The organism is Fructilactobacillus carniphilus, from assembly GCF_024029675.1.
In the GTDB taxonomy this organism is placed as follows: domain Bacteria; phylum Bacillota; class Bacilli; order Lactobacillales; family Lactobacillaceae; genus Fructilactobacillus; species Fructilactobacillus carniphilus.
Window position 1 is genome coordinate 419,988 of sequence record NZ_CP097121.1, and the last position, 26,001, is coordinate 445,988.

A 26,001-nucleotide genomic window follows, 5' to 3' on the forward strand; every position below is an offset into this window, starting at 1 on the left:
TGCAATTCAAGAACTAGCTAAAAAAGGAAATGGGTGGTCTGCTATAATAGCGATAATAGGATTAGAAGGGAGGGGCGTTAATGGCTTATTCACCGTTACAAAACATCAGTTCCTACAGCTTACTGCAAAGTACCACTACAGTTCCAGGATTGGTAAAGGCAGCGCAAGATCAGGGGTACCAAGCGGTCGCTTTAACCGACCATAACGTCATGTATGGCGCGGTGGCCTTTGAAAAAGAGGCCCGCCGTCAGGGAATTAAACCCATCATCGGCTTAACCTTAACTTTACAGGGCGAACAACTAACGGAACATCAATTTGAATTGGTCTTACTAGCTAAAAACCAACGGGGTTACCAACATTTAATGGAAATTTCCTCACGGGCGATGACTCAGACAGACGTTCCCACGTTAGCGCAAGTGAGCGGATGGCTTTCCGATTTATTTGTGTTGTTACCGGAACAAAGTGAAGCACTATCACTCTTAGAGTATGAGCGGCCAGATGATGCCGGCAAAGCAGTGCAACAGTTGCAGCAGTTCGCTGATCCGGGAGCAGTTAAAATCGGACTTCCCATGGATTTGCAACCGACTGAGTTAGAAGCTCGCCAACAACTTGCCACTCAAACCAATGCCGAATTAATGGCTCTAAATCCAGTTAATTATCTGAAAGCAACTGATTACTTTGACGTCCGGGTGTTACGTTCCATTGAAACCGGAAATTCCCTGGGATCAATTCCAGAACAACAAGTCATTGTGGGAGAAGAATGGTTACGGTCGCAAGCAGAATTGGAAGCTCACTATCAAACCACGACCTTACAAGCAGCGGTGCAGGTCAACCAGCAGGTGGTGGATGAGTGCAACGTAGAAATTCCCAAGCAAGTGCCTCATTTACCCCAATTTCAAACACCTAATCATCAAGCCGCCATTAACTATCTTCAAGAACTGTGTGAGCAAGGGTTGGCAGAACGGTTGGCTGATAATGTTTCTTCCAAATATCAGCAACGGTTGCAACATGAACTGGACGTCATTGACCGGATGGGCTTTAGTGACTATTTTTTGATTGTGTGGGACGTCATTAATTTTGCCCACCAGCACCACATCATTACGGGGCCAGGACGGGGATCAGCTGCTGGTTCACTAGTTGCTTATGCCCTCCGGATTACTGATGTGGATCCGATTCGCTACGATCTCTTGTTTGAACGGTTCTTAAACGAAGAACGGGCCCAAATGCCTGATATTGACATGGATATTCCTGATGATCAACGCGATGAGATCTTACGCTATGTGCATGACCGCTACGGTGATACCCACGTAGCTCAAATTATTACCTTTGGAACCCTTGGCGCTAAACAAGCGATTCGTGACGTGGGTCGGGTGTTTGGCATGCGTCCAGAACAGATGAATCAGTGGAGCACGGCTATTCCCAATCATTTGAATCAGACGCTTGATCATGCCGTTCAAGAATCCAAGAAACTACAAAATTTAATTGCGGATCAACCGTTAAATGAAACCCTGTTTCAAACGGCTCGGCAACTAGAAGGGTTACCACGTCATTATTCCACCCACGCAGCGGGGGTTATTCTGAGTGACCAACCAATTGTGCAAAAGTCTCCGGTGCAAACTGGAAATGAAGGGTTACTGATGACCCAGTATTCTAAGTACTACGTTGAAGACGTGGGTTTGTTAAAAATCGACTTTTTGGGCCTCCGGAACCTATCCATCATGGCTAATATTTTAAAGATGGTTCATGAACAGCTTGATCCAGCGTTTGATGTGACTAAAATCGATCTGAATGACGAAAAAACAATGGAATTGTTTCAAGCCGGGCGAACCAATGGGGTTTTCCAATTTGAATCCAGCGGGATTAAAAACGTATTGCGGCGCATGCATCCGGATCGGTTTGAATTAATTGCAGCCGTAAACGCACTGTATCGACCTGGACCGATGGAAAACATTGATTCTTTCATTAAAAGGAAGAACGGTGAAGAAGAATATCACTATCAAAACGATGCAATTAAGGCTATTTTAGGTTCAACCTACGGAATTATTGTTTATCAAGAGCAGGTTATGCAACTAGCTTCTACCATGGCGGGCTTCTCGCTCGGTCAGGCCGATGTGTTACGGCGGGCGATGAGTAAGAAGCATCATCAAGAAATGGAATCAATGCGAGTTCGGTTTGTGTCGGGGTCCGTGCAAAATGGTTACTCGCAACAAACGGCAGAACAAACCTTTGCCTACATTGAACAGTTTGCAAGTTACGGATTTAATAAATCCCATGCCGTTGCTTATAGCAAAATGGCGGTAGAATTGGCGTACTTAAAAGTTCATTTTCCCGGTCCCTTTTTTACGGCATTGCTTAACTCCGTGGTGGGGAATCAAGTGAAGATTAGAAGTTACATTCAGGAAGCCAAAGATGATCAGATTAATGTTTTGGCACCAGACATTAATCTGAGTCAGTTAGATTTCACCTACCAGGATGGAGCGATTCGTTTTGGATTTCGAGCCATCAAGGGCTTGCGTTCAGACTTCATCCGCGCCTTGTTGCAGGCTCGTAATAACGATGGTCCCTTTCAAAATTTAGACGATCTGATTCAACGACTTCCACCTAACTTTCGCAAAGTGGAGCCGTTACAAACCCTGGCGGCGGTCGGGGCATTTGATCAATTTGGGTATAACCGGCGTGAAATTAGTGATGCAATTCCTAAATTCATTAGTGCTGCTGATTTATCTGGTTCACTGTTGGCCTCCATTCCAGGAATGGAAGTTGAAGTGGCACCGAAGTCCGATTGGCCGGAATGGCAAAAAATTAACTACGAAAGTGAATACCTGGGAACCTTTTTATCCGGTCATCCGGTAGAACGGTATGACGAATTAAAGCAAACCCGTCGGGCCTTACGTAGTGACGAATTAGTGGCTAACCAGAAAAACGTTACGCTGGTCCTCTTGGTTAATCGGGTGAAAACAATTCGGACCAAAAAAGGACAACAGATGGCGTTTGTTACCGCTTCTGATCAAGTGGGAGAAGTCAACCTAACTTTGTTTCCCAACTTATACCGTGATGTGAGTGAGTGGTTACAGCCGAATCGGGTGATTTTAGTGACTGGTGATGTCGAAGAACGCCGCGGATTGCAAGTAGTCGCTAATCGACTTCAGTTAGCAGCTAACGTAGTGCACCAGCAAAAAACGAGTCGGCAACGCCTATTTGTGCAAATTTTAGCTAGTCAGGAACAACCAGAGTTGTTGCAACAACTACAGAGTTTGTTGAAGGACCATGAGGGCTCCGTACCCGTAATCTTATATTGGGCGCGAACCAAGAAGCGCCAACAACTAGCTCCCATTTTTAACGTAGATCCGAGTGAGGAGTTAATGTTACAACTACAGACATTATTGGGTCCGAAAAACGTGGTTTTAAAATGATTTCTAGTTCAATACAGACACTAGCTGTGAAAAGTGATACAATGAAGACGAAATCTAATAAAGGCAAGTTAAACTGGAGACAGTTTGCTTACAAAAAAGGAGAGCTTTTACTTATGAAGAGAACAAAAATCGTAAGTACACTTGGACCTGCTTCAAATGATGTAGATACCATTACTACGTTATTGAACAGTGGTGCAAATGTTTTTCGTTTTAACTTTTCCCATGGGGATCATGAAGAACACTTATCACGGATGAACATGGTAAAAGAAGCGGAAAAGAGAACTGGTAAGATTGCTGGGATTCTCTTGGATACTAAGGGTGCTGAAATCCGGACGACCGAACAGGTCGATGGTAAGATTGAATTTAAGACCGGTGACAAGTTCCGCATTTCCATGGATGATAGCATTAAAGGTACCAAAGACAAGATTGCCGTAACTTACCCAGGACTTTACGATGATGTTAAAGTTGGTGGCCAGGTTCTCTTTGATGATGGTTTGGTTGGAACTAAGATTTTGGAAAAGGACGACAAAAACCGTGAATTAGTAGTGGAAGTTACTAACAACGGTGTCCTTGGTTCCCGGAAAGGGGTTAACGCTCCGGGAGTTTCTATCAACCTACCTGGAATCACTGAAAAGGATTCTGATGACATCCGCTTTGGTTGTGAACAGGGCATTAACTACATTGCTGCTTCATTTGTACGGAAGACTCAAGACATTCTGGACATTCGGGCATTATTGGAAGAAAAGAATATGCAAGACGTTCAAATCTTTCCTAAGATTGAATCTCAAGAAGGAATTGACAACTTCCCTGAAATTTTAAAGGTTTCTGATGGATTAATGGTTGCTCGTGGAGACATGGGTGTGGAAATTCCACCTGAAAACGTACCAGCCGTGCAAAAAAGCTTAATTAAGATGTGTAACGAAGCGGGTAAGCCAGTGATTACGGCTACCCAAATGTTAGACTCAATGCAAGAAGAACCTCGTCCAACACGGGCCGAAGTTTCTGACGTTGCGAATGCCGTTTATGATGGAACTGATGCTACGATGCTTTCTGGTGAAAGTGCCAACGGTGATTACCCAGTTGCTGCTGTTTCGATGATGGCTCGGATTGATGAAGTTTCTGACGGTCACTTTGAAGAATTTGGAACTCCACGTCCTAAATTTAACGATGGTGACGTTACGGAAGCCTTGGGTGAATCTGTAGCGCGGATTGCCAAAGACATGGGAATTCACACGATTGTCGTGGCCACTGGTTCTGGGTACACTGCTCGGATGCTTTCAAAGTATCACCCAGATGCTAACATCTTGGCGTTAACTTTTGACGACCGGGTTCGTCGTGGATTGACGGTTAACTGGGCAGTTAACCCAGTGTTAGTTGAAAAACCAGAATCAGCTGAAGCAATGGTTAACTTAGCCGTTGCTAAAGCCGTTGAAACTGGTTTAGCTAAAGAAGGCGAAGAAATCATCGTTACAACCGGTGTTCCGTTAGGTGACGAAGGAACTACTAACACGATTCGCGTTCAATTAATTGGAACCAAGTTGGCTCAAGGCCAAGGAATTGGCGACGAAACGGTGATTGGTAAGGCAGTGGTTGCTGCTGACGCTGATGAAGCAAACGCTAAAGCCGTTGACGGAAGTGTCTTGGTAGTTAAGGATACTAACAAAGACTACTTACCGGCCATGAAGAAAGCTAGTGCTATCGTGGTTGAAACGGGTGGTTTAACTTCTTACGCTGCCGTAATCGGAATTTCTTTGGATGTTCCTGTGATTGTGGCTGCTCACAATGCTACTTCTACGATTACTGATGGTGAAGTAGTAACGGTGGACGCTCGGCGTGGGGTTGTTTACCAAGGTAATCAAGCTAAAAACGATTAATTAAATATTTTCTAAACCAAAAGGCATCCGGTTTTTTCCGGATGCCTTTTTCTTTGGTATAATGAAGAAAATTAAGCGTAACCTAATTAGCCAGCATAGTGAAATTGGAGAAGTTCATGAATGATGCAATTGGAACCATGATTACCACTACGGTAACCGATGAAAATGAAAAAGAATACTTTGTGCAAAAGGATGGGTTGACCTATTCTTTAGCAAAAGCAGAGATTAAAAAGCCGTTGAAGTTAGGCAGTAACTTTCGAGGATTTGCCTATGAAAATGAAAACCATGCCTTGCGGATTACGCGGGAAGTTCCTTCCATTGGTTTTGATCGTTACGGCTGGGGAAAGGTTGTTACGAAAAAATTTGGGCTGGGTGTGTTTGTGGATATGGGTCTCCCCGATAAAGATTTGGCCGTTTCCATGGATGAGCTGCCCGCCATGCGCGCTTTATGGCCGGACGTTGGCGATCAGTTATTAGTAACCTTAAAGAGAGATCGCAAGGGACGTTTGTGGGGTGAATTAGCGGACGACGAAATCTTTAAAGCCATTTCGCAACCTGCCGGGAACCCGAAATTAAAGAACCGAACGTTGCAGGCGCGGGTGATTAATCCGAAGAAAATGGGAACGCAGGTTTTGACTGATCAGTATCATTTAGGTTTTATTGATAAGTCAGAAGAGGAACAAGAACCGCGGTTAGGGGAATTAGTTTCTGCCCGGGTGATTGGCTTACGACCCAATAAAACGTTGTACCTGTCAATGCGTCCCCGTGCTTACGAAGCAATTAATGATGATGCTGAAATGATTTATCGGACACTGACCATGCGTGCTGATCACTTCTTGCCTTACAACGATCACAGTGATCCGGATGCCATCAAAGCCTACTTTGGAATTAGCAAGGGGCAGTTCAAACGGGCCCTTGGGCACCTTTTTAAGGCTAAACGAATTAGCATTACTACAGACGGAATTCAACTGGTGGAAACGGATCATGAATGATGATTTAGAAAACTACCTGCACTATTTAGTGGTGGAGCGAGGCTTGGCTGCTAATTCCGTCCAGAGTTATCGTCAGGATCTAACCCAGTTTGTTGATTATCTAAAACAACAGCATTTGACCAGTTGGGGAACAATCGACCAGTTTATGATTCTCAGTTATTTAGAGCGGGAGAAAAAGGACGGGAAAGCTCGTAATTCAGTTATTCACAGCGTTTCTTCGTTACGGAAATTTTTCCAGTATTTGATGCGGATGAAAGTGATTACGGTTGATCCGATGCAAAAAATTGCGACGCCCAAACGAGGAACACATTTACCGTCTGTTTTAACCGATCAGGAAGTGCGACGTTTATTAGCAGTGCCAGACGTACAGAAAAAATTAGGTCTGCGGGATCGAGCCAGCTTGGAAGTTTTATATGCAACTGGTTTACGGGTTTCTGAGCTCGTGAACTTGAAACTCCAGGATTTACACTTGGAAATGAACTTGATTCAAACCCTGGGAAAGGGGAACAAGGAACGGATTGTGCCCATTGACGTAGTGGCGATTGATTGGCTAACGCGTTATTTAGATACCGCTCGGTCAGAATTATTAAAACAGAGCACTAATGCGTATGTCTTCTTAAACGCCCACGGCCACCAATTGAGTCGGCAAAGTGTGTGGAAGATGCTAAAACAAACAGCAACGGCGGCTGGGATTCAAAAAAACATTACGCCCCATACGTTACGCCATACCTTTGCCACGCATTTGTTGGAAAACGGAGCCGACTTACGAACCGTTCAGGAATTACTGGGGCACGCCGATATCTCTACGACTCAAATCTATACGCACGTTTCGCACGAGCATTTAACGCGCGAATACCAAAAGTACCATCCGCGTGCGTAACGACAGGAGGAAGTCATGTTATACAAATACCAACCAGGCAATGAAAAGGTCGTTTTAGGGATTTTGACGATGTCGCAGCGCTCTCATCAGATTGAATTCTTGCAAGAAGAAATCCAGTGGTATGAAGACGGCGCTAATCGGAGCTTATACCTCTGGAAGGACCAATTTAATAACTGGGCCGGGGTCATTGGAATTGAAGAAAATCCGCAGTGGTTGTTAGTTCGTAAAATGATTTTAGCGCCGGATGCTGATACCTATTTCAATGCCTTTCGGGTGCTCGATAATTTGAAGACTTTGTACCCCAACCAACCCATTTTGGGAACGCTACGCAATCAAGAAGTTATTACGCGCTGGGAGCGAAATAATGAGTAATGCATCTTTGAAGATTCATTTAACTGATTTTGATGGTCCGCTAGAATTGTTGCTCCACCTCATTAAAGAGGCTGAGATGGATATCTATGACATTAACATTAAGGAAATTACGGACCAGTATTTTAGGTACCTCCAGGAAATGAAAGAAACCCAGCTGGAAGTAGCCGGTGAATTCTTCGTGATGGCAGCTAACCTGATGCACATTAAGTCGCAATGGCTGTTGGCAGAAGAAATTGATGATGACCAAGAGGAAGAAGATCCACGTGCTGATTTGGTGGAGCAATTATTGGAGTATAAGCGCTACCAGCAAGCAGCACAGAGCCTCCAGAAACGAGAGCGCCAACAACAAAAGTTGCATTCCATTGCACCGTTACGCCGAGAACAAGACATAGAAATTGCCACACATGAGTTTGAGGTAATTTTACTCCAAAATGCCTGGCAACGGATTATTCGGCGGAACCGACAAACGACCATAGGCCCATTGAATCAGATTGAGGAATGGCGGTTTAATCTTTCCGACCAAGCAACTTTTATCATTGACCGGGTGCAACAAAATTCCAATCAGCCCCTTTTTTTTTCCCATTTATTCAGACCGCAGGCAGAGCCAGAAGAGATTGTAACGGACTTTCTGGCAGTGTTAACCCTTACTAAACAACGGGTAGTTCGGATTAGGCAATCTCGGGGGAAACCCGATTTTATCATTGAAGGTGGGGAAAATAGCAATGACAATTAGTGCACAATTAGAAGCCTTAATTTATGCAGCCGGAGCTCACGGGATTGAAATTAAGCAACTGGCGCAAATTAGCCAGTTATCCATGGCTGTGGTGCGGGAAAATGTGGTTAAATTGGTTGAAGCTAGTGCTTCTGATGAGCGGGGAATTTCAATCCAACAAAATGGCGAGTTAGTTACCATGAGCACTAAATCGGAGTATGATCAGACGGTGCGCGCGGTAATTAACGATGATGATTCCTTATTAACTCCGGCCATGCTGGAAACGCTAACCATCGTTGCTTACCAACAACCGTTAACCCGCTTGCAGGTTGATGAAGTTCGGGGAGTTAATAGTTCCGTTTCGCTCAAGAATTTACAAAGTCTGGGTTTAATTATCATTGCGGGGCAGGCGGATGAACCAGGGAGGCCCAATCTGTACCAGACCACTGATTTATTCTTACGAGCCTTTGGATTAAGTGATTTACAGCAGTTGCCACCATTACCAGCAGAACAGCCACTTAGTGATGGAGCAATGTATCCAGCCAGAAACGATGATAAAGGAGAAACAGAATGAGTGAAAGATTACAAAAAGTAATGGCCCATGCGGGAGTTGCATCGCGCCGGGCTAGTGAAAAATTAATTGAAACCGGACATGTACGAGTAAATGGTAAGGTAGTGACGACGTTAGGCACGACGGTTGCGGATGCCGACGAAATTGAGGTTGACCATAAACCGATACACAGAGAAACACTAGTCTATTTTCTGTTCAATAAACCGCGGGGCGTGATTACTTCTGCAGCTGATGAAAAACATCGCAAAACCGTTTTAGATTATTTTAAGCACCAAGTTTCAGAACGAATTTATCCGGTTGGTCGGCTAGATTACGATACGACCGGGGCGTTATTAGTAACGAACGATGGGAAATTGGATTACCTGTTAACCCACCCTAAACATGAGATTCCCAAAACCTACCTGGCTAAGGTGACTGGCATTCCGGATGCCACGGATTTTCAACGCTTGCAAACGGGAGTTAAATTAGACGGTCGCCATACCAGTGCTCCTGCCGAGGTGCGCTTAGTTAAAAAAATGGGGGCTGACGGGCAGAATGCGTTAATGGAACTAACCATTCATGAAGGTCGGAATCATGAAGTGAAAAAGATGCTCCAAGCGGTAGGGCATCCGGTGGAAAAATTAAAGCGAACCGCCTTTGCTGGACTGAAACTTGCTGACTTAGAGCCCGGCCAGTGGCGGCCACTCAATAAACGAGAAGTCCGTGATTTATTAGAACTAGCGAAAGGAGAACTGCCTTATGAAAACAAATAATCAAGAACTGAAACGAATGGTAATTATTGCGATGTTAAGTGCGATTGCCTATCTATTAATGTTTGTTTCGTTTCCCATCTTACCGTACGTTCCCTTTTTAAAACTGGATTTCGCTGATGTTCCCATTTTGCTAGGACTTTTGATGCTGGGTCCTGTAGGAGCAATTGAAATCACCGTTTTGAAATTATTTCTTTACTGGATGACGATGGGTTTTTCAGTGATTGAATTGGTCGGGTTACTTGGCTCACTGGTTGCATCGCTACTTTTAATTATCAGTTTTTGGGCTCTCAAGAAATGGTTGTTATCCGGCAAGGGACAAATGGTGTTAGCCATTGGGATTGCTGCCGTTGTGTTAGCCATTGGAATGAGTTTTTTAAACTACTTCATTTTAATGCCCGTTTACATGAGCGTGGCCGGCTTTAAACTCTACATTTCCCTACCAAAATTAATTTTAATTGGAGTTCTTCCTTTCAATTTGATTAAGGGGGTAGTAGACGGAGCGTTGTTGGTCTTAATTTATGGCCGACTGAAGAGTTGGATGGCACGACGTTGATGACAAGTTTAGATCAGGAGCTACCGCTTCTGTTGCTGGATGGTAAACAATGGCGGCGTCCTCGTTCTTTGGCTAGTTTAGCGAAGGGCAAGCGCACGGTTGCCACCTTATACTGGGGTTTACGACATCAGCAATTGGGGGATCTAGGAATTGCTCGTTATTTAGATATAGCTCAGCTGGATTTTAAATCTTTACACAAACGCCACTTATGTGAACTGAGAAATGAACGGTATCGTTTAACGGAACAAGGACAAACCCAGCAACAACACTTACAAATGCAACTGGTGTTCGACTGGCAGGCGTGCTTTCAGACCGTTGATTTAGTTCGGTTGAAGCAACGGTTGCTATTGTTAGTGCAGGTGATTTCTGAATTTCAACATCAACAGTTACATTATTTTGTGGTGCGGACTTCGTTACGAGAGCAACGATGGATTAAAAGTTACTTTAGACAGCTGCGAAAGTCCCAACGTGATCGACTAGTGGGACCGGAACTAACTGCTTATCTAGAAACTTTACCTGATCAAACAGCTCAAGTGTTAGTGCAAGAGCTGGTAGGGTATCAAAACAATGGATTAACTAGAGACCAAATTGCAGTTGCTTTGCAACGAAGCCCCTTAGCAGTGGCTTTTGTTGAGTTAAGTGCATTAGGTAAGTTAGTGGGTTGGTGTCAGCAACATCCCCAATCCGTTTTGGCTCCGTTATGCCAGGGATTATCACGATCATTAATTAGTAAAAATGCAGTTCGTACGTTGCATTTGTATCAAGCAACTGGATCCCTAGATACAGTGGCACATACCCAAAGAATCCGACTATCAACGGTCCAAGAACATCTTTCAGAAGTGGCGATTTACCTGCCGCTTACTCAGTTTCCGTATGAAGATTTTGTTAGCAAGGATCAATTAAATCAATTAATCAGTCGATCTGGTACAGATGTGGATGCATGGCAATTTCAAACTCGTCCAGATGAGAATTTAACTTTTTTTCAATTTCGCTTAATCCAAATTTGGTTAACTAAAGAACAACAGGGAGGTCATCACGATGGAGAACCTCACTAAGTTATTGCAAACGCGCTTTGGCTTTCAAAGCTTTCGTCCGGGACAAGAAGCAGCTTTAAAGCACCTGTTAGCCCAGGAATCTGTACTAGCAGTTTTGCCTACGGGAGCTGGTAAAACGTTAATTTATCAAATGTACGGGACGGTTACTAACCGGCCCGTCATTATTGTCTCACCCTTGCTGTCGTTGATGATGGACCAAGTGGAACGAATGCAAGCGGGAGGGGAAAAACGGGTCGTCGCTTTTAATTCCCAACAAAATTGGGCGGAACGACAACGAGCGCTAGAACAGTTAGCACAATATCGGTTTATTTTTGTGTCTCCCGAAAGTTTGGCTAATCCAGATTTGGTGCGGCAATTATCTCAGATTAACCCGGGTTTATTCGTAATTGACGAGGCCCATTGCATTTCGCAGTGGGCCGTTGATTTTCGCCCGGATTATTTAGGTCTTGGTCAGCACTGGCAGACGTTGGGACAGCCCCAACTCTTATTGCTGACGGCAACCGCCTCACCGCAGATTCAAACGGATATTTTGCAAAAATTACAAGTTCATGACGTAGCGCGGGTCATTTTGGATGTGGATCGACCTAACATCTTTTTGACGGAACAGACCCTGGCGACAGATACTGACAAGCAAGCATTTTTGGTGGATTTTTTCCAACACGCGGCGGGACCAGCGATTATTTATTTTTCCAGTAAAAAAATGGCGAATCAAACGGCCGCTACGTTACAGGAAGAAACGAATTTAAATGTAGCCGCTTATCATGCTGACTTAGATACCGAAACCCGGTTTAAAGTTCAGCACCAGTTCATGGACGATCAACTTCAGATAATTTGTGCGACCTCGGCCTTTGGGATGGGAATCGACAAAGCCAACGTGCGCGTTATCATTCATTACCATCTCCCGCAAGACTTGGAAAGTTATCTGCAAGAAATCGGGCGGGCTGGTCGCGATGGTAAACAGAGTTTAGCGCTATTGCTCTATACGCCAGGAGATGAAACTCTAGCGTCGAATCTCATTGATCATTCGTTGCCCACAGAAGTCACGCTGTCCATGTATAAGCAACATCCACAGCAACTGGGTGAGCAAACACGAAAATTAATTCAATATTATGAGCGGCACCAGGTAGGACACGACCAGATGCTAGCCCTTTTTCAAGCGGAACGAAAACGGAAGGAAGCAGCTCTCCTAAAAGTAGTGCAGTATGTATTAGCTCCTAGTTGTCGACGTGAGCAATTATTGAATAATTTTGCTAGTTCGCTTCAGACCAAACCACATTGGTGTTGTGATTTTGATCAACCGGATTGGACTGTAGCGGCGTTAAAGTTAGCAGCCCCACAGCGTCGGAAACCAATTTTAACGAAAGATTGGCACCAAATTATTAACGAATTATTTGAAGTGGATGGGAACATGCTATAATTAAACCATTAATAACAGGGAGGCTGAAAAATGGATAAACGAGAGAAGCCAGAGCAAGCTGGTCAGCCGTGGGAACAGTCGTTTGACGAAAAACCAACGGCGGCAGCAGATAATTCAGAATTAAAGGGGAAAAAGCCAGATAAGAATTCATCACGAATGGCGCGGAGAAAACGTCGGGGCAACGTTAAAGTCATTGTGACGATTCTGATTTCTATGGTGGTCTTAATTGCACTATTTGCATTGGCCTTTGGGATGTCGCAGCAAAATAGTTTAAACAACCCCAAACAAACGGAACCTAAAACTACTAAGAAAGCATCCAAGCAAAAAGCGAAAAAGACCACAGAAAAGAAGAAAGCAACTACGACTAAAACCACTGATAGTGCTAATTCGAATGATGCTACGCAACCAGAAGCAGAGGGGAGCCAGGCAGATACGACTAATCAAACAGCAACGACTAGTTCTGCAGTAGCACCAGCCAAGCAAACAACGACTAACCAAACTGGAACGACTACCGCCCAAACGAATCAAGATAACACGACCAAGCAACAGACTACTTCTGATACAAATCCGAACTCCAATTCGAATTCAAAGGATTACATTGTGGTTCAAAGTCACGAAGGGTTATACCGGGTTGCCCAAAATGCTGGGATTAGTATGCAAAAATTGGAACAACTCAACGGCCTTACATCACAAAGTGTAATTATGCCAGGACAAAAATTAAGAATTAGATAGTTGAGGATGGATGAGGATGCACCAAAAAGGATTACAAGTTGCCATTGATGGACCAGCTTCGGCCGGTAAAAGTACCGTGGCTAAGATTGTGGCGCAACGATTTTCGTATGTATATGTTGATACGGGTGCCATGTATCGGACTGTTACGCTGGTAGCGTTACAGGCAGGAGTGGACTTAACTGATGAAGAACGAGTTTTACAACTATTAGAACAAACCCAAATCACGTTTCAACCAGGAGAACCGGTGCAGCATGTGTTTGCCAATCAGCATGAAGTGACAGAGGCCATTCGTTCTGAGTTAGTGACCAATAACGTTTCAACGGTTGCGGCGCTGCCGAAGATTAGAGAAGCACTCGTAGATCGACAGCAAGAAATTGCCCGAGCCGGTGGAGTGGTGATGGATGGTCGTGACATTGGCACGACTGTCCTTCCGGATGCAGAGGTTAAAATTTTCTTGGTTGCCAGCGTGAAGCAACGAGCGGAGCGGCGTTATCTAGAAAATCAGGCCAAGGGCATTACGACCAGCTTAGTTGATTTGCAGGCAGAAATCGCTGAACGTGATTACAAGGATTCTCATCGAGCCGTTTCTCCTTTACAAAGGGCTGCAGATGCAGTTGAAATTGACACGACTACTCTTTCCATTGAGCAGGTAGTTAATCAAATTGCTGAATTAATCCAAGAAAAGCTCGCGGAAGTAAAAAATAATTAAGGTTCGTGATATTTTACTGGTATTCTACAATCAAGTAGGATAAAATGGTCGTAGAGTAGTTTCAAGGAGGAAATGTTTGATGAGTGAAAATGAAAACAAACAATTATTAGATGCGCTTGATAATATCAAGCAGGTAAACGTTGGGGACGTTGTGGACGGTGAGATTTTAGCCGTTGATAATGATCAACAATTAATGGTCGGAATCGAAGGGGCCGGTGTCGAAGGTGTGATTCCGCGTCGCGAAGTTTCCGGAGATCCAGACGAAAACATTGCTGATAACTATAAAGTAGGTGACCAAGTTAAGGTTGTCGTTGTTTCCAAAATTGGTGACGACAAGGAAAACGGTAGTTACTTACTTTCAATTCGTCGCTTAGAAGCTTTGAAGGTTTGGGATGAAATCAAGGAAAAAGCTGAAAAAGATGAAACCATTACTGTTAAAGTAACCCGTCCAGTTAAGGGTGGATTAGTAGTTAATGCTGATGGTGTACGTGGTTTTATTCCTGCTTCAATGATTACTGACCACTTTGTTAGTGATTTGAACCAATACAAGGGTCAAGAATTAGAAGTTAAAATTATCGAGGTTGTTCCGGAAGAAAACCGGTTAATTCTTTCTCATCGTGCCATTGCTGAAAAGGATCGTGCTGCGGCTCGTGAAAAGATTATGAGCTCAATTAAGCCGGGTGACGTTATTGAAGGAACAGTTGCTCGTTTAACTAACTTTGGAGCTTTCATTGATTTAGGCGGAATGGACGGATTAGTTCACATTTCTGAAATTTCCTATGATCACGTTAGCAAAGCTGCTGACGTCTTAGAAGTTGGCGAAAAAGTTAAGGTTAAGGTGCTTTCTGTTGATCCAGACCGCGACCGGATTTCACTTTCCATCAAACAATTACAACCAGGTCCTTGGGATGACATCGAAGAAAAAGCACCAGTTGGTAGTGTCTTAGACGGAAAAGTAAAACGTTTAGTTGACTTTGGAGCTTTCGTGGAAGTCTTCCCTGGTGTGGAAGGATTAGTTCACATCTCCCAAATTTCTCACAAACACATTGACAAGCCAAGTGATGCATTGAAGTCTGGCGAAGATATCAAAGTGAAGGTTCTTTCAATTGATCCAGAAGAACACCGGTTAGCATTGTCAATGAAAGCATTAGAAGAAGCTCCTGCTGAAGAGCACAAACAAGCTCCTAAGCACAACGTTGACGATAACTCAACTGCAAACGCTCCTGAAGAAGAAAGTGGCTTTACTTTAGGTGATATCTTAGGTGGAGACATTAATTCGCAAAACTAATTAATTAAAAAAGTCCTTCATTGCAAAATGAAGGATTTTTTTATTTTAAAAAGGAGGTAACAAAATGGCAAATCCAACCGTTGCAATCGTGGGACGACCGAACGTGGGGAAATCCACCATCTTTAACCGCATTGCCGGAGAACGAATTTCGATTGTCGAGGATACTCCAGGGGTAACTCGAGATCGAATTTACGCGCACGGCGAATGGCTCGGCCATAATTTTAATTTGATTGATACCGGAGGAATTGAAGTTTTTGACCAACCGTTTATGCAACAAATTACAGCACAAGCTGAAGTTGCCATCGATGAAGCAGACGTCATCATCTTTATGGTGAACGGGCGCCAAGGAATCACAGATGCGGACGAACGGGTCGCACAATTGTTGTATCGTGCTGATAAGCCAGTTGTGCTTGCGGTTAACAAAATTGATAACTTCGAGAGTCGAGCGAACATTTATGATTTTTACGCCCTCGGTTTTGGGGATCCGAATCCGATTTCAGGGGCCCATGGACTCGGATTGGGTGATTTACTCGATGAAGTAATTAAGAATTTCCCTGAAGTCCCAGATCCAGCACCAGATGATAGTATTCGCTTTAGCCTGATTGGCCGACCCAACGTGGGCAAGTCATCCCTGGTTAACGCCATTTTAGGTGACCAACGGGTAATTGTATCTGAAGTGGCTGGAACCACTCGAGATGCGATTGACACCAAGTTTGTTCACGATGGTCAGGAATTCACCATTGTCGATACCGCGGGAATTAGAAAGCGCGGGAAGGTTTACGAAAAAACCGAAAAATATAGCGTGATGCGAGCCATGAAGGCGATTGACGAGAGTAACGTTGTGTTGGTCGTGTTAAACGCTGAAGAAGGAATTCGCGAACAAGATAAGCGAGTGGCCGGCTATGCCCATGAAGCCGGTAAGGGGATCATTATTGTAGTTAACAAGTGGGATACCTTAAAGAAGGATAATCACACGCAGAAACAGTTTGAGGCTCAAATTCGGCTGGAATTTAAGTATTTGGATTATGCGCCGATTATTTTTGTGTCCGCTAAAACGAAGCAGCGGTTACAACAACTGCCAGAATTAATTGAACGAGTTAATGCCAACCATGATAAAAGAATTAGTTCGTCAACTTTGAATGAAGTTATCATGGATGCCGTGGCCATGACACCGACTCCAACGATTAAAACTCGGAAACTGCGGATTTACTACGCAACTCAAGTAGCCACCGCGCCGCCCACCATCGTGGTGTTTGTCAATGATCCGGAGTTACTCCACTTCTCGTACAAACGGTACTTGGAAAACCAAATTCGAAAAAACTTTGACTTCACTGGGACCCCCATTCATATTATTGCTCGAAGCCGAAAATAGGGCTTGTTAACTATAATCCCTTAAGATTGTGTTAAAATGCCGTTGCAATCACGGTTTCCGTGTGCTATCTTTAAATACGAGATGATGCTTGTATTGTGTCATCTAGTGTTCTGATTATATGAGAACACTTAGAAGTCGATGTTTGAATTTCAAACATCTTTTCAGGAGGTGAATCACTCATGGCCAACAAAGCAGAATTAGTAGACGATGTTGCACAAGCAACTGGTTTAACTAAAAAGGATGCTACGGCAGCGATGGACGCTGTTTTTGATGCAATCCAAGCACAACTTGCAAAAGGTGAACGTGTTCAATTAATCGGTTTTGGTAGTTTTGAAGTTCGTGAACGTGCTGCACGTAAAGGACGTAACCCACAAACTGGTAAGGAAATTGAAATCCCTGCAAGTAAAGTACCTGCCTTTAAACCTGGTAAAGCTTTAAAGGATGCTGTTAAATAAACTCTATTTAGCAGAAGTCGGTTCGCATGTGCGAACTGGCTTTTTTTGTTAGAAAAGAGAGGTTGACAATGAGTTATTCAGAACAAGCGCTAGATGCGCTTCAAAATCATGATTTAGAGGGATACCAAAAAAACTTAGAATTAGCAGAAGAAAATGATGAAAGCGATCTCTTGTTTTCGTTGGCAGAAGAAATCTACTCGTTAGGGTTTGCTGACGACGCTTTGCAGCTGTACCGGCAACTATTAAAGCAATATCCAGATGAGGACCAGCTGCGGACTTACATTGCGGATATTTTGATTGCCCAGGATGAAACCGATGAAGCTTTGGATTATCTCCACCAGATTCAACCCGATTCAGAGTTCTACCTAAATTCCCTGTTAGGACAAGCGGATTTATACCAAACTCAGGGACTAACGGTCGTTAGTGAACAAAAACTGAAGGAAGCCACTCGAATTGCTCCGGATGAACCGGTGGTAAAATTTGCGTTAGCCGAACTTTACTTTTCGGAGGGAAAATATGCCGAAGTCATTCCCTTATACCTTGATTTAATTAAGAGTGGGCAGTTAAACATTTCAAACGTGAACCTCGTGGAACGGATTGGGGTGGCCTATGCCAACGTGGGCAACTTTGAGAACGCAATTGGTTATTTAGAACAGATTCAGCCCAGCGAAATGTCTCCTGACGTGCAATTTGAAACGGGCTTTACCTATTTCCAGCTTGGCGACTTTAAAAAGGCCATTGCCATGTTTGAGACGTTACGGGATACTGATCCGCAGTACAGTTCGTTATACCCCTATTTAGGGCAGGCGTTAGAGGCGGATCATCAGCTTGAGGCAGCCTTACGCGTCTATCAGGAGGGAATTGGCGTTGATGAGTATAATGTGGCCCTGTACCTGTTAACGGCGAAATTAGCCGAACAACAGGGCGATTCTGCATTAGCCATCGATTACTTACAACGTGGACACGAGGCTAATCCAGATAATTTAGCGGTGATTACGCAACTAGCCGCTGCTTATTTACGTAACCAGCAAAATCAAGCGGTCGTAGATCTTTTAGATCCTTATCGTCAGGACCACGAAACCGATGGTCAGTTAGACTGGGATTTAGCGGTTGCCAACGCCCGGTTAGAAAATTGGGATGCGGCTGCTAGTGATTATGAGCAGGCCTATCCGAGCTTCAAAGACGATCCAGAGTTTTTAAAGGAATACATTTTATTCCTCAGAGAAACAGGCGAAGTTCAGGCAACCTTACCGCTGTTACGTCGGTACGTTAAGTTAGCGCCTAATGATGACGAAATGATTTACATGTTAGAGGATTTAGAGGAACAATAAGCCCCAAAATGAAAGCCGCATTGCCGTTCGCAGTGCGGCTTTCATTGTCAAGGGACAAATTAAGCTAGTTTCTTGGTATAATTAACAAAAAGACGAGAAAGAAGTGGCAGTGGTTGCGCATCGAAAAATTACCAGCCGCCTTCATTGGGGCTCAGCAAGTATTACAAGTGATTGAAGAACATGGTTATGAAGCCTATTTTGTCGGGGGCAGCGTTCGTGATACCTTATTAAACCTCCCGATTCATGACGTGGATTTAGCGACGTCGGCATATCCGGCCGAAATCAAACAAATCTTTCCGCGGACGATTGATACCGGAATTGAACACGGTACCGTGACCGTGTTACATCACAAGCACAGCTACGAGATTACGACCTTTCGAACTGAATCTGGTTATCAGGACTACCGCCGACCGGACCAGGTGACCTTTGTGCGTTCTTTAAAGGAAGACCTGATGCGCCGGGATTTTACGGTGAATGCCTTGGCCATGCGTGAAAACGGGGAGGTTATTGACCTCTTTTCTGGAATCTCTGATTTACACCACCACATCATTCGGGCAGTGGGGAATCCTACCGAACGGTTTCATGAGGATGCCCTACGAATGATGCGGGCGGTTCGCTTTGGCAGTCAACTAGATTTTACAATTGAAGCAGCCACGATGGCGGCCATTCAGACCAATAGTCCGCTGTTAGAAAGGATTGCGGTGGAACGGATTCACGTGGAATTTGTCAAAATGTTATTAGGCATTGCACCCTTACGTGGCCTGCAACAGATGCTGACGACTGATTTACTTCGGTATGTCCCGGTTTTAAAGGATGAGATTGATTCAGTTACCGCATTGGTTAAGCGCCCGTTAGCCCAGCAATTGGTAGACGAAACGCAAGTTTGGAGTTGGTTGGCATTTAGTTTAGGCTGGGATGCTCCGCAGATTCGCAAAACGCTCCAGGCTTGGAAGAGTTCTAAGCAACTCATGGCGGCGGTTACCAGTGTGACAATGGCTGTACGGTCACTGTTAGACCACCAGCTAACGAATTGGCAGTTGTATGAAACTGGAGCTCAGAACTTGGCTACGGCCGCGCAAGTAGCCGTGGTATTGGGACATGCTGATGAAAATCAATCGTTACAACAGCGCTACAAGCAACTTCCGATTCACAATAAGCATGAGCTGGCCATTAACGGGAAGCAACTCATTCAAGCTGGAATTAAGCCCGGTCCCCATTTAGGACAACTCTTAAATCAATTAGAACAACAAGTAGTGGCTGGAACAATTGCAAACGAGCAAAATCAATTGTTGACAGCCGCACAAACTCAAAGTGAGGCATAAAAAAGGATGGTAGAAACGTTACGAGCCGAACATTTAACGAAAACCTATGGAGAAAAAACGCTTTTCCATGATTTAAATTTTATCATTAACGAGCACGATCGAATTGGTCTGATTGGGACCAACGGAAGTGGGAAATCCTCGCTTTTAAATGCTATTGCCCAGTTAGATCATGACGTGACCGGCGAAATTATTACTTCCAAAATCTATACCATTGGTTATTTAAAACAGCATCCGGAATTACCAGCAGATAAAACGGTGTTAGAAGCCGTGTTTGCTGGTAATCAGGCCATCTTTCGGGTGATTCGGTGGTATGAAGATACATTGGCCGCTTACTCCGCTCATCCTGAATCTGCCGATGCGGAACGAGCCTACCTCGCAGCTGAGGCCAAGATGAACGAGATGGATGCTTGGACGGCTGAGAGCCAAGTTAAAACAATTTTAACCCAGCTTAAAATCACGGACTTGAACCAAACGATTAAAACGATGTCTGGGGGAATGCAAAAGCGGGTGGGCCTAGCCCAGGTTTTAATTCAAGCACCCAACCTGTTATTACTGGATGAACCGACCAACCACTTGGACTTTGATTCGATTGCCTGGTTAGAGCAATACCTGAGTCGTTATCACGGTTCGTTACTGGTAGTTACCCATGATCGCTACTTCTTAGACCAGGTTACCAACCACATTTGGGAACTCTCGTTTGGAAAGTTACACGAATACGAGGGGAACTATCAAACCTACGTAGCCAAAAAGGCCGAACGGGTGGATCAAGAAATCGCAGCGGGACATAAACAGCAACAACTATATAAACAAGAATTACAATGGATGAAAGCCGGTGCAAAGGCGCGATCTACCAAGCAAAATGCTCGAATTGAACGGTTCCAGGAACTCAAACAAGAGGTTGATCAAGGAACCCCCGTTGAAGAAGACGTAAACATCAGCATGGGGCAGCAACGCTTAGGTAAAAAGGTAATTGAAATGAAGGACGTCAACCTTACCGTGGCCGATCATCCGATTTTGCGGGACTTTAATTTAATCGTCCAAAACGGCCAACGTCTGGGGATTAGTGGGGAAAATGGGACCGGGAAATCCAGTTTTTTAAATGCGATTGCCGGGAAGTTACCCCTAGATTCCGGAACCATTGAACTTGGTGAAACGGTGAAATTGGGATACTACACCCAGCAAATGGAACCAATCCCAGAGGATAAGCGAGTCATTAGTTACTTAACGGATGTGGGTCAAAAAGTTGTGGACAAGGATGGCAATCAGATTAGCGTTACGAATTTGCTGGAACAGTTCCTGTTTCCCAAATCGACCCATGGAACTTTGATTCGCAAGCTTTCTGGTGGTGAAAAACGACGCCTCTATTTGCTCAAATTGCTAATGGAACAACCGAATGTCTTGTTACTAGATGAACCAACCAATAACTTGGACATTAGTACGTTGACCGTTTTAGAAAACTACATTGAAAACTTTAACGGAACGACGATTACGGTGTCTCATGATCGTTATTTTTTGGATAAGGTTGCCGATCACCTGTTGATGTTTAAGGGTGACGCGCAAATTAATCGCTATACAGGATCATTGTCTGGCTACCTAGCAGAACAGCAACAACAAACGAAAGCGGAAGAGAGCGCGGTCAAACGACAAACAGCTGCAAAACAAAAACCAGGCGCTTCGGATAAGAAATCCCAGTCTAAAACCAAGTTAACCTACGCGGAAAAATTAGAGTGGGAGCAAATGGACCAAAAACTGGCCGATAACGAAGCAGCCGTGACCAAGGTGCAAACGGAAATGCAGCAAAATGCCGCGGATTATAACAAGTTAGCAGAACTACAACGACAACTAGACGATTTAAATGCCCAGGGTGATCAGTTAGTCGAACGCTGGGACTATTTAAGTCAGTACGTGGATCAGGACTAGGACGGAGGAACGAATGCTAGAAGAACAGTATCTAAACTTAGCCCGGTTTGTGCTTGAAAACGGCCAAGCCAAGGGTGATCGGACGGGGACCGGGACCATTAGTTGCTTTGGTTATCAAATGCGTTTTAACCTGGCAGAAGGATTTCCTTTACTCACAACTAAAAGCGTTCCGTTTCGGTTAATTAAGAGCGAATTACTCTGGTTCTTACGGGGTGATACTAACATCCGGTATCTGCTTCAAAACAATAACCACATCTGGGACGAATGGGCCTTTAAAAACTGGGTTGAATCTGATGAATACCAAGGACCTGATATGACTGACTTTGGCTTACGGTCCCAAACTGATCCGGAGTTTAAAGCAGAGTATCTGAAGCAAAAAGAGTGGTTCTGTCAACAAATTCTGGCTGATGCAGATTTTGCCGCTCGTTATGGTGATCTAGGCTTGGTCTATGGAAGTCAGTGGCGTAGTTGGCAAACTGCTGACGGCCAAACGGTGGATCAAATTCAAAAGGTAATTGAACAGATTAAAACTAATCCAGATTCCCGGCGTTTGATTGTTTCTGCTTGGAATCCGGGAGACGTTGATGACGTGGCTTTACCGCCGTGTCATACGCTGTTTCAATTTTATGTAAATGATGGCAAGTTAAGTTGTCAACTGTACCAAAGGAGTGGAGATATTTTCCTAGGCGTGCCGTTTAACATTGCTAGTTATGCATTGTTAACTAGTTTAATTGCCAAGGAGTGTGGCTTAGTACCAGGCGAATTCATCCATACCTTGGGTGACGCTCATATTTACCAAAATCACGTGGTCCAAGTCCAAGAGCAACTAACGCGAACTCCATATCCAGCTCCTCAACTATGGTTAAATCCGGAGAAACAAAGTATTTTTGATTATGACATTGATGATATTAAAATCGAAAATTATCACCACCATCCGCGCATCAAAGGGGCAGTGGCCGTTTAGGAGGGATTAGTAATGTTAGCATTTATTTGGGCAGAAGCGCACCAGCACGTGATTGGTAAAGACGGAACGTTACCATGGCACCTTCCTGATGATATGCACTTTTTTAAAGAGCAAACCACTGGTCATCCGATTTTAGCGGGAAGCCGGACGTTTGCGAGCTTCGGTCGCCCGCTTCCTCATCGCAAAAACATGATATTAACCCGGCAACCAGCGGATTGTTTCCCAACGGGAGTGGAGGTCTTTCCAACTACAAGTAGTTTCTTGCAATATGCAAATGAGCATCAGGACGAGCTTATTTTCGTAGTCGGGGGGAGTCAAGTTTTTAAGGCATTGCTCCCAAATGTCGATCAGTTGTATCGTACAGTCATTGATGCCGATGTGGCTGGCGATACCTGGATGCCCCAAATTGATTATTCTCAGTTTGAACTGATCCAAGAACGGCCGGGAGCAACCGACTCTCAATATCCGCACCATTTTGAAATTTGGCGTCGAAAGGAAGCATAGTATGCGAAAAAGTTTTTACGAATATTTAATGACCGAACGTAATCCCAACAGTCATGATGAAATTGCGGAGTTTGCCAACAATGCCTTTTTTGACCAAAGCTTTCCCAAACACACTGATAATTTCGACGAAATCTCGAAATACTTAGAGGAAAATGCAGGTTATTTGCCAAGCCTCACCATCTTTGACGATGCTTGGCAGAAGTACCTCGCTTATCTAAATTAAGGAGGCAGGTTATGCAGAGTAACATTCAATGGTTCCCCGGCCACATGGCGAAGGCCATTCGCCAGTTTGAAGAAAACATCAAACTGGTTGACATTGTGTTTGAATTAGTCGATGCGCGAATTCCATTTACTTCCATCAATCCCGAAGTTAGTCGGATTAGTCAGGGTAAGCCCCGGCTCATGATTTTAACCAAGGCGGACTTGGCCAATCCTAATCTGACGCAGCAATGGTTAGCTTACTTTCGCCAGCAGGGGTTTGCGGCGCTAGCGGTGGATTCGAAGGTCAGTGGGGTGGCAAAAAAAATTGAAAAAGCTGCTCAGGATCAGTTAACCAGTAAACTAACGGCCCAGAGTGAACGGGGGTTAGAGCGAAAGAGTTTGAAGGCCATTTGCGTGGGTGTGCCTAACGTGGGTAAATCTACTCTCTTAAATCAGCTGGTTAAACGGCGTTCGGCTCCGGTGGGTAACCGACCGGGAGTAACGAAGGGGCAACAGTGGTTAACCGGTAACGGTCACTTAGAACTGTTGGATACTCCGGGAATTTTGTGGCCGAAATTTCAAAATCAGACGGTAGCCGAAAAATTAGCTTTGACGGGGGCAATTCGGGAAAGTTCCTATCATAGTGATGATGTGGCATTATACGCCCTTCGCTTTTTTAAAGCTCATCACCGCGCGGAACTAATGAAGCGGTATCGGCTTACTGATGCTGATTTAACTCTTCCGGATCCTGATCTATTGCTGACCATTACCGCTAACTTAGGAATGCGTGATGACTACGAACGAGCCTCCGATCGAATTATTAATGACGTCCGCAAGGGCAAACTCGGGCGCTTTACGCTGGATGACCCTCAGGATTTAGATTCCGATGAAAATTAGTGAAGTTAAGGAAGTACTGGCTCAAGTAACGACGGAAACGGATCCTCAATTAGTAGCTTATGAAGCTGATCCACGCAAGGGAGTCCAGCGCTTAGTGCAGCAAACCAAACGTCGGTTAACCAAGCAACGAGAAGCAAAAGCTGCTTTTGAACAACGGTTACACTTTGAAAAAGAACTGTGGCAGCAAGGAATTCAATCCGTTGCGGGCGTGGATGAAGTAGGCCGAGGACCGTTAGCTGGTCCGGTTGTTATCGGAGCCGTGATTTTACCCCATGATTTTGCGTTAGTGAACGTTAACGATTCCAAGCAACTCACTGACCACGAACGGCGCATCCTGGCACCATTAATTAAGCAAGCAGCTGTTGCTTACCAATTAGTGAGCATTAGTCCCCAAACGATTGATCAAATTAATATTTACGAAGCCAGTCGCCTGGGAATGAAGCAAGCGGTTGAACAATTGCAACCGACTTCCGAACACCTCTTGGTCGATGCCATGGTCATTAATACCGATTTACCCCAAACCAAGTTAATCAAGGGAGACGCTAAATCAGCTAGTATCGCTGCAGCCAGCATCCTGGCTAAGGTTGCACGGGATGATCTCATGATTAAGTACGCAGCCCAATATCCAGAGTACGGTTTTGACCATAACGATGGCTATGGGACTAAGGAACATTTACAGGCGTTACGGCAATTTGGCGCGACGCCGATTCATCGAAAAAGTTTTGCACCCGTGCGTGATTTGGGCCGTTAACTACGTATCTCTTCTAAAAGGGGAGAACGACGATGGATAAACGAGAATTTTTACTACGGGTTAAACTATGTCCCGGTGTGGGATTAAAGGGTGAAAGTTTAATTTATGAATGGTTACTACAAGAACAGCATTTTAGCCGTTATTCACTAGCCGGCTTATTACAACCATTGGCGGCTTTACTGCGAAAACACCGGCTGAAAACTAGTCCTTTCATTCACCATTTTTTGACTCCCGAACTAACCGAACGGGTCCGTGCCAATCAACAAGGTGGGTGGCTGACGATTTTAGATGCTGAATATCCAGAACAACTTAAAGAAATTTTTTTGCCACCGATTGTCTTATTTTACGCGGGCAATTGGCAGTGCCTAACGAATACTCCGGTATTAGGGATTGTAGGCTCCCGGAACTGTTCAGCATACGCGGTGAAATCCTTAAAGCGCACGGTTACAAGTGAGGTGGTAAGCCGCTACTTAATTGTTTCTGGACTAGCGGCGGGAGTTGATACACTCGGGCATCAGTTAGCTTTGGCGTATCACGGGAAAACCGTGGCCGTTTTAGGAACGGGTTTAGATCACTACTATCCAGCTACTAATCGAAATCTACAACGTGACTTAGCCCAGCACCAACTGGTGATTACGGAATATCCCAAAGGAGCCGGTCCCCGCCGGTACCAGTTTGTGGAACGGAATCGAATTATTGCCGGTCTCTGCCAAAAACTGCTAGTCGTGGAAGCCCGCAAGAAATCAGGAAGTTTGATCACGGCGAGCCTAGCGTTACAGTCGAATCGAGATGTACTAGCCATTCCAGGTAACATCAACAGTCAACTATCTTTAGGTGCCAATGAATTAATTGCGGCGGGTGCGCAACCGTGCATTGATACGCAGGATTTGTTAGGACGAATTATGCTTTAAATCATGAAAAAAAGATGCTAACCATTGGCTAGCATCTTTTTTAGACAACCGAA

General features: G+C 44.5%; 25 protein-coding genes. All 25 read left to right on the top strand.

The genetic code is table 11. The annotated features are described in order from the left end of the window. The first annotated feature begins 80 nt into the window (after positions 1-80). The 25 genes from dnaE to dprA all read left to right on the top strand — a co-directional run bounded on the left by dnaE (position 81) and on the right by dprA (position 25,948). Positions 81-3,413: a DNA polymerase III subunit alpha gene (dnaE, locus tag M3M37_RS02210; protein WP_252795532.1), complete on the top strand. Its 3,333-nt coding sequence runs from the start codon at positions 81-83 to the stop codon at positions 3,411-3,413. 113 nt (positions 3,414-3,526) lie between these two features. Next, positions 3,527-5,287, top strand: a complete 1,761-nt coding sequence (gene pyk, locus M3M37_RS02215) for a pyruvate kinase (RefSeq protein WP_252795533.1) — start codon at positions 3,527-3,529, stop codon at positions 5,285-5,287. Between the two features lie 116 nt (positions 5,288-5,403). Continuing rightward, the gene (locus M3M37_RS02220; protein ID WP_252795534.1) at positions 5,404-6,279 is read left to right on the top strand and encodes a CvfB family protein; all 876 of its coding nucleotides are present in this window, start codon (positions 5,404-5,406) and stop codon (positions 6,277-6,279) included. Next, positions 6,272-7,159, top strand: a complete 888-nt coding sequence (gene xerD / locus M3M37_RS02225) for a site-specific tyrosine recombinase XerD (RefSeq protein WP_252795535.1) — start codon at positions 6,272-6,274, stop codon at positions 7,157-7,159. Before M3M37_RS02220 ends, xerD begins: the two co-directional genes overlap by 8 nt. A gap of 15 nt (positions 7,160-7,174) precedes the next feature. Further along, positions 7,175-7,531, top strand: a complete 357-nt coding sequence (locus M3M37_RS02230; RefSeq protein ID WP_252795536.1) for a riboflavin biosynthesis protein RibT — start codon at positions 7,175-7,177, stop codon at positions 7,529-7,531. Next, positions 7,524-8,264 carry a segregation and condensation protein A gene (locus M3M37_RS02235; RefSeq protein ID WP_252795537.1) on the top strand — a complete coding sequence of 247 codons (741 nt, stop codon included), beginning with the start codon at positions 7,524-7,526 and terminating at the stop codon, positions 8,262-8,264. Before M3M37_RS02230 ends, M3M37_RS02235 begins: the two co-directional genes overlap by 8 nt. Next, positions 8,254-8,817, top strand: a complete 564-nt coding sequence (scpB, locus tag M3M37_RS02240) for an SMC-Scp complex subunit ScpB (protein ID WP_252795538.1) — start codon at positions 8,254-8,256, stop codon at positions 8,815-8,817. The genes M3M37_RS02235 and scpB overlap by 11 nt, the downstream gene beginning before the upstream one ends. Further along, complete coding sequence (locus M3M37_RS02245) at positions 8,814-9,566, top strand: pseudouridine synthase (RefSeq protein WP_252795539.1); 753 nt, start codon at positions 8,814-8,816, stop codon at positions 9,564-9,566. The genes scpB and M3M37_RS02245 overlap by 4 nt, the downstream gene beginning before the upstream one ends. Next, a complete protein-coding gene (locus M3M37_RS02250) occupies positions 9,553-10,119 on the top strand; it encodes an ECF transporter S component (protein WP_252795540.1) in 567 nt (188 codons plus the stop codon). Before M3M37_RS02245 ends, M3M37_RS02250 begins: the two co-directional genes overlap by 14 nt. Continuing rightward, entirely contained in the window at positions 10,119-11,174 is a 1,056-nt protein-coding gene (locus M3M37_RS02255) for a helix-turn-helix domain-containing protein (RefSeq protein WP_252795541.1), read from the top strand. Before M3M37_RS02250 ends, M3M37_RS02255 begins: the two co-directional genes overlap by 1 nt. Then, complete coding sequence (locus M3M37_RS02260) at positions 11,158-12,591, top strand: RecQ family ATP-dependent DNA helicase (protein ID WP_252795542.1); 1,434 nt, start codon at positions 11,158-11,160, stop codon at positions 12,589-12,591. The genes M3M37_RS02255 and M3M37_RS02260 overlap by 17 nt, the downstream gene beginning before the upstream one ends. A gap of 30 nt (positions 12,592-12,621) precedes the next feature. Continuing rightward, positions 12,622-13,323 (top strand): LysM peptidoglycan-binding domain-containing protein, encoded by a 702-nt coding sequence (locus M3M37_RS02265; protein ID WP_252795543.1) that lies wholly within the window; start codon positions 12,622-12,624, stop codon positions 13,321-13,323. A gap of 16 nt (positions 13,324-13,339) precedes the next feature. Next, positions 13,340-14,032 (top strand): (d)CMP kinase, encoded by a 693-nt coding sequence (cmk, locus tag M3M37_RS02270; RefSeq protein ID WP_252795544.1) that lies wholly within the window; start codon positions 13,340-13,342, stop codon positions 14,030-14,032. 79 nt (positions 14,033-14,111) lie between these two features. After that, on the top strand, positions 14,112-15,320 hold the full coding sequence (gene rpsA / locus M3M37_RS02275; protein ID WP_252795545.1) for a 30S ribosomal protein S1: 1,209 nt from the start codon (positions 14,112-14,114) through the stop codon (positions 15,318-15,320). A 64-nt stretch (positions 15,321-15,384) separates the two neighbouring features. Then, positions 15,385-16,692 (top strand): ribosome biogenesis GTPase Der, encoded by a 1,308-nt coding sequence (der, locus tag M3M37_RS02280; RefSeq protein ID WP_252795546.1) that lies wholly within the window; start codon positions 15,385-15,387, stop codon positions 16,690-16,692. 179 nt (positions 16,693-16,871) lie between these two features. Further along, positions 16,872-17,147, top strand: a complete 276-nt coding sequence (locus tag M3M37_RS02285) for an HU family DNA-binding protein (protein ID WP_252795547.1) — start codon at positions 16,872-16,874, stop codon at positions 17,145-17,147. A 68-nt stretch (positions 17,148-17,215) separates the two neighbouring features. After that, entirely contained in the window at positions 17,216-18,478 is a 1,263-nt protein-coding gene (locus M3M37_RS02290) for a tetratricopeptide repeat protein (protein WP_252795548.1), read from the top strand. Positions 18,479-18,591: 113 nt separating this feature from the next. Beyond that, a complete protein-coding gene (locus M3M37_RS02295) occupies positions 18,592-19,800 on the top strand; it encodes a CCA tRNA nucleotidyltransferase (protein WP_252795549.1) in 1,209 nt (402 codons plus the stop codon). Between the two features lie 6 nt (positions 19,801-19,806). Then, positions 19,807-21,720: an ABC-F family ATP-binding cassette domain-containing protein gene (locus M3M37_RS02300; RefSeq protein ID WP_252795550.1), complete on the top strand. Its 1,914-nt coding sequence runs from the start codon at positions 19,807-19,809 to the stop codon at positions 21,718-21,720. Between the two features lie 13 nt (positions 21,721-21,733). Then, the gene (locus M3M37_RS02305; protein ID WP_252795551.1) at positions 21,734-22,684 is read left to right on the top strand and encodes a thymidylate synthase; all 951 of its coding nucleotides are present in this window, start codon (positions 21,734-21,736) and stop codon (positions 22,682-22,684) included. Between the two features lie 12 nt (positions 22,685-22,696). Further along, positions 22,697-23,188: a dihydrofolate reductase gene (locus M3M37_RS02310; protein WP_252795552.1), complete on the top strand. Its 492-nt coding sequence runs from the start codon at positions 22,697-22,699 to the stop codon at positions 23,186-23,188. A 1-nt stretch (position 23,189) separates the two neighbouring features. After that, positions 23,190-23,411 (top strand): YozE family protein, encoded by a 222-nt coding sequence (locus M3M37_RS02315; protein ID WP_252767174.1) that lies wholly within the window; start codon positions 23,190-23,192, stop codon positions 23,409-23,411. Between the two features lie 11 nt (positions 23,412-23,422). Next, the gene (ylqF, locus tag M3M37_RS02320; protein ID WP_252795553.1) at positions 23,423-24,286 is read left to right on the top strand and encodes a ribosome biogenesis GTPase YlqF; all 864 of its coding nucleotides are present in this window, start codon (positions 23,423-23,425) and stop codon (positions 24,284-24,286) included. After that, positions 24,276-25,037, top strand: a complete 762-nt coding sequence (locus tag M3M37_RS02325; RefSeq protein ID WP_252795554.1) for a ribonuclease HII — start codon at positions 24,276-24,278, stop codon at positions 25,035-25,037. Before ylqF ends, M3M37_RS02325 begins: the two co-directional genes overlap by 11 nt. Before the next feature lie 32 nt (positions 25,038-25,069). Then, positions 25,070-25,948, top strand: coding sequence for a DNA-processing protein DprA (dprA, locus tag M3M37_RS02330; RefSeq protein ID WP_252795555.1), 879 nt, complete (start codon positions 25,070-25,072; stop codon positions 25,946-25,948). The last annotated feature ends 53 nt before the right edge of the window (positions 25,949-26,001 follow it).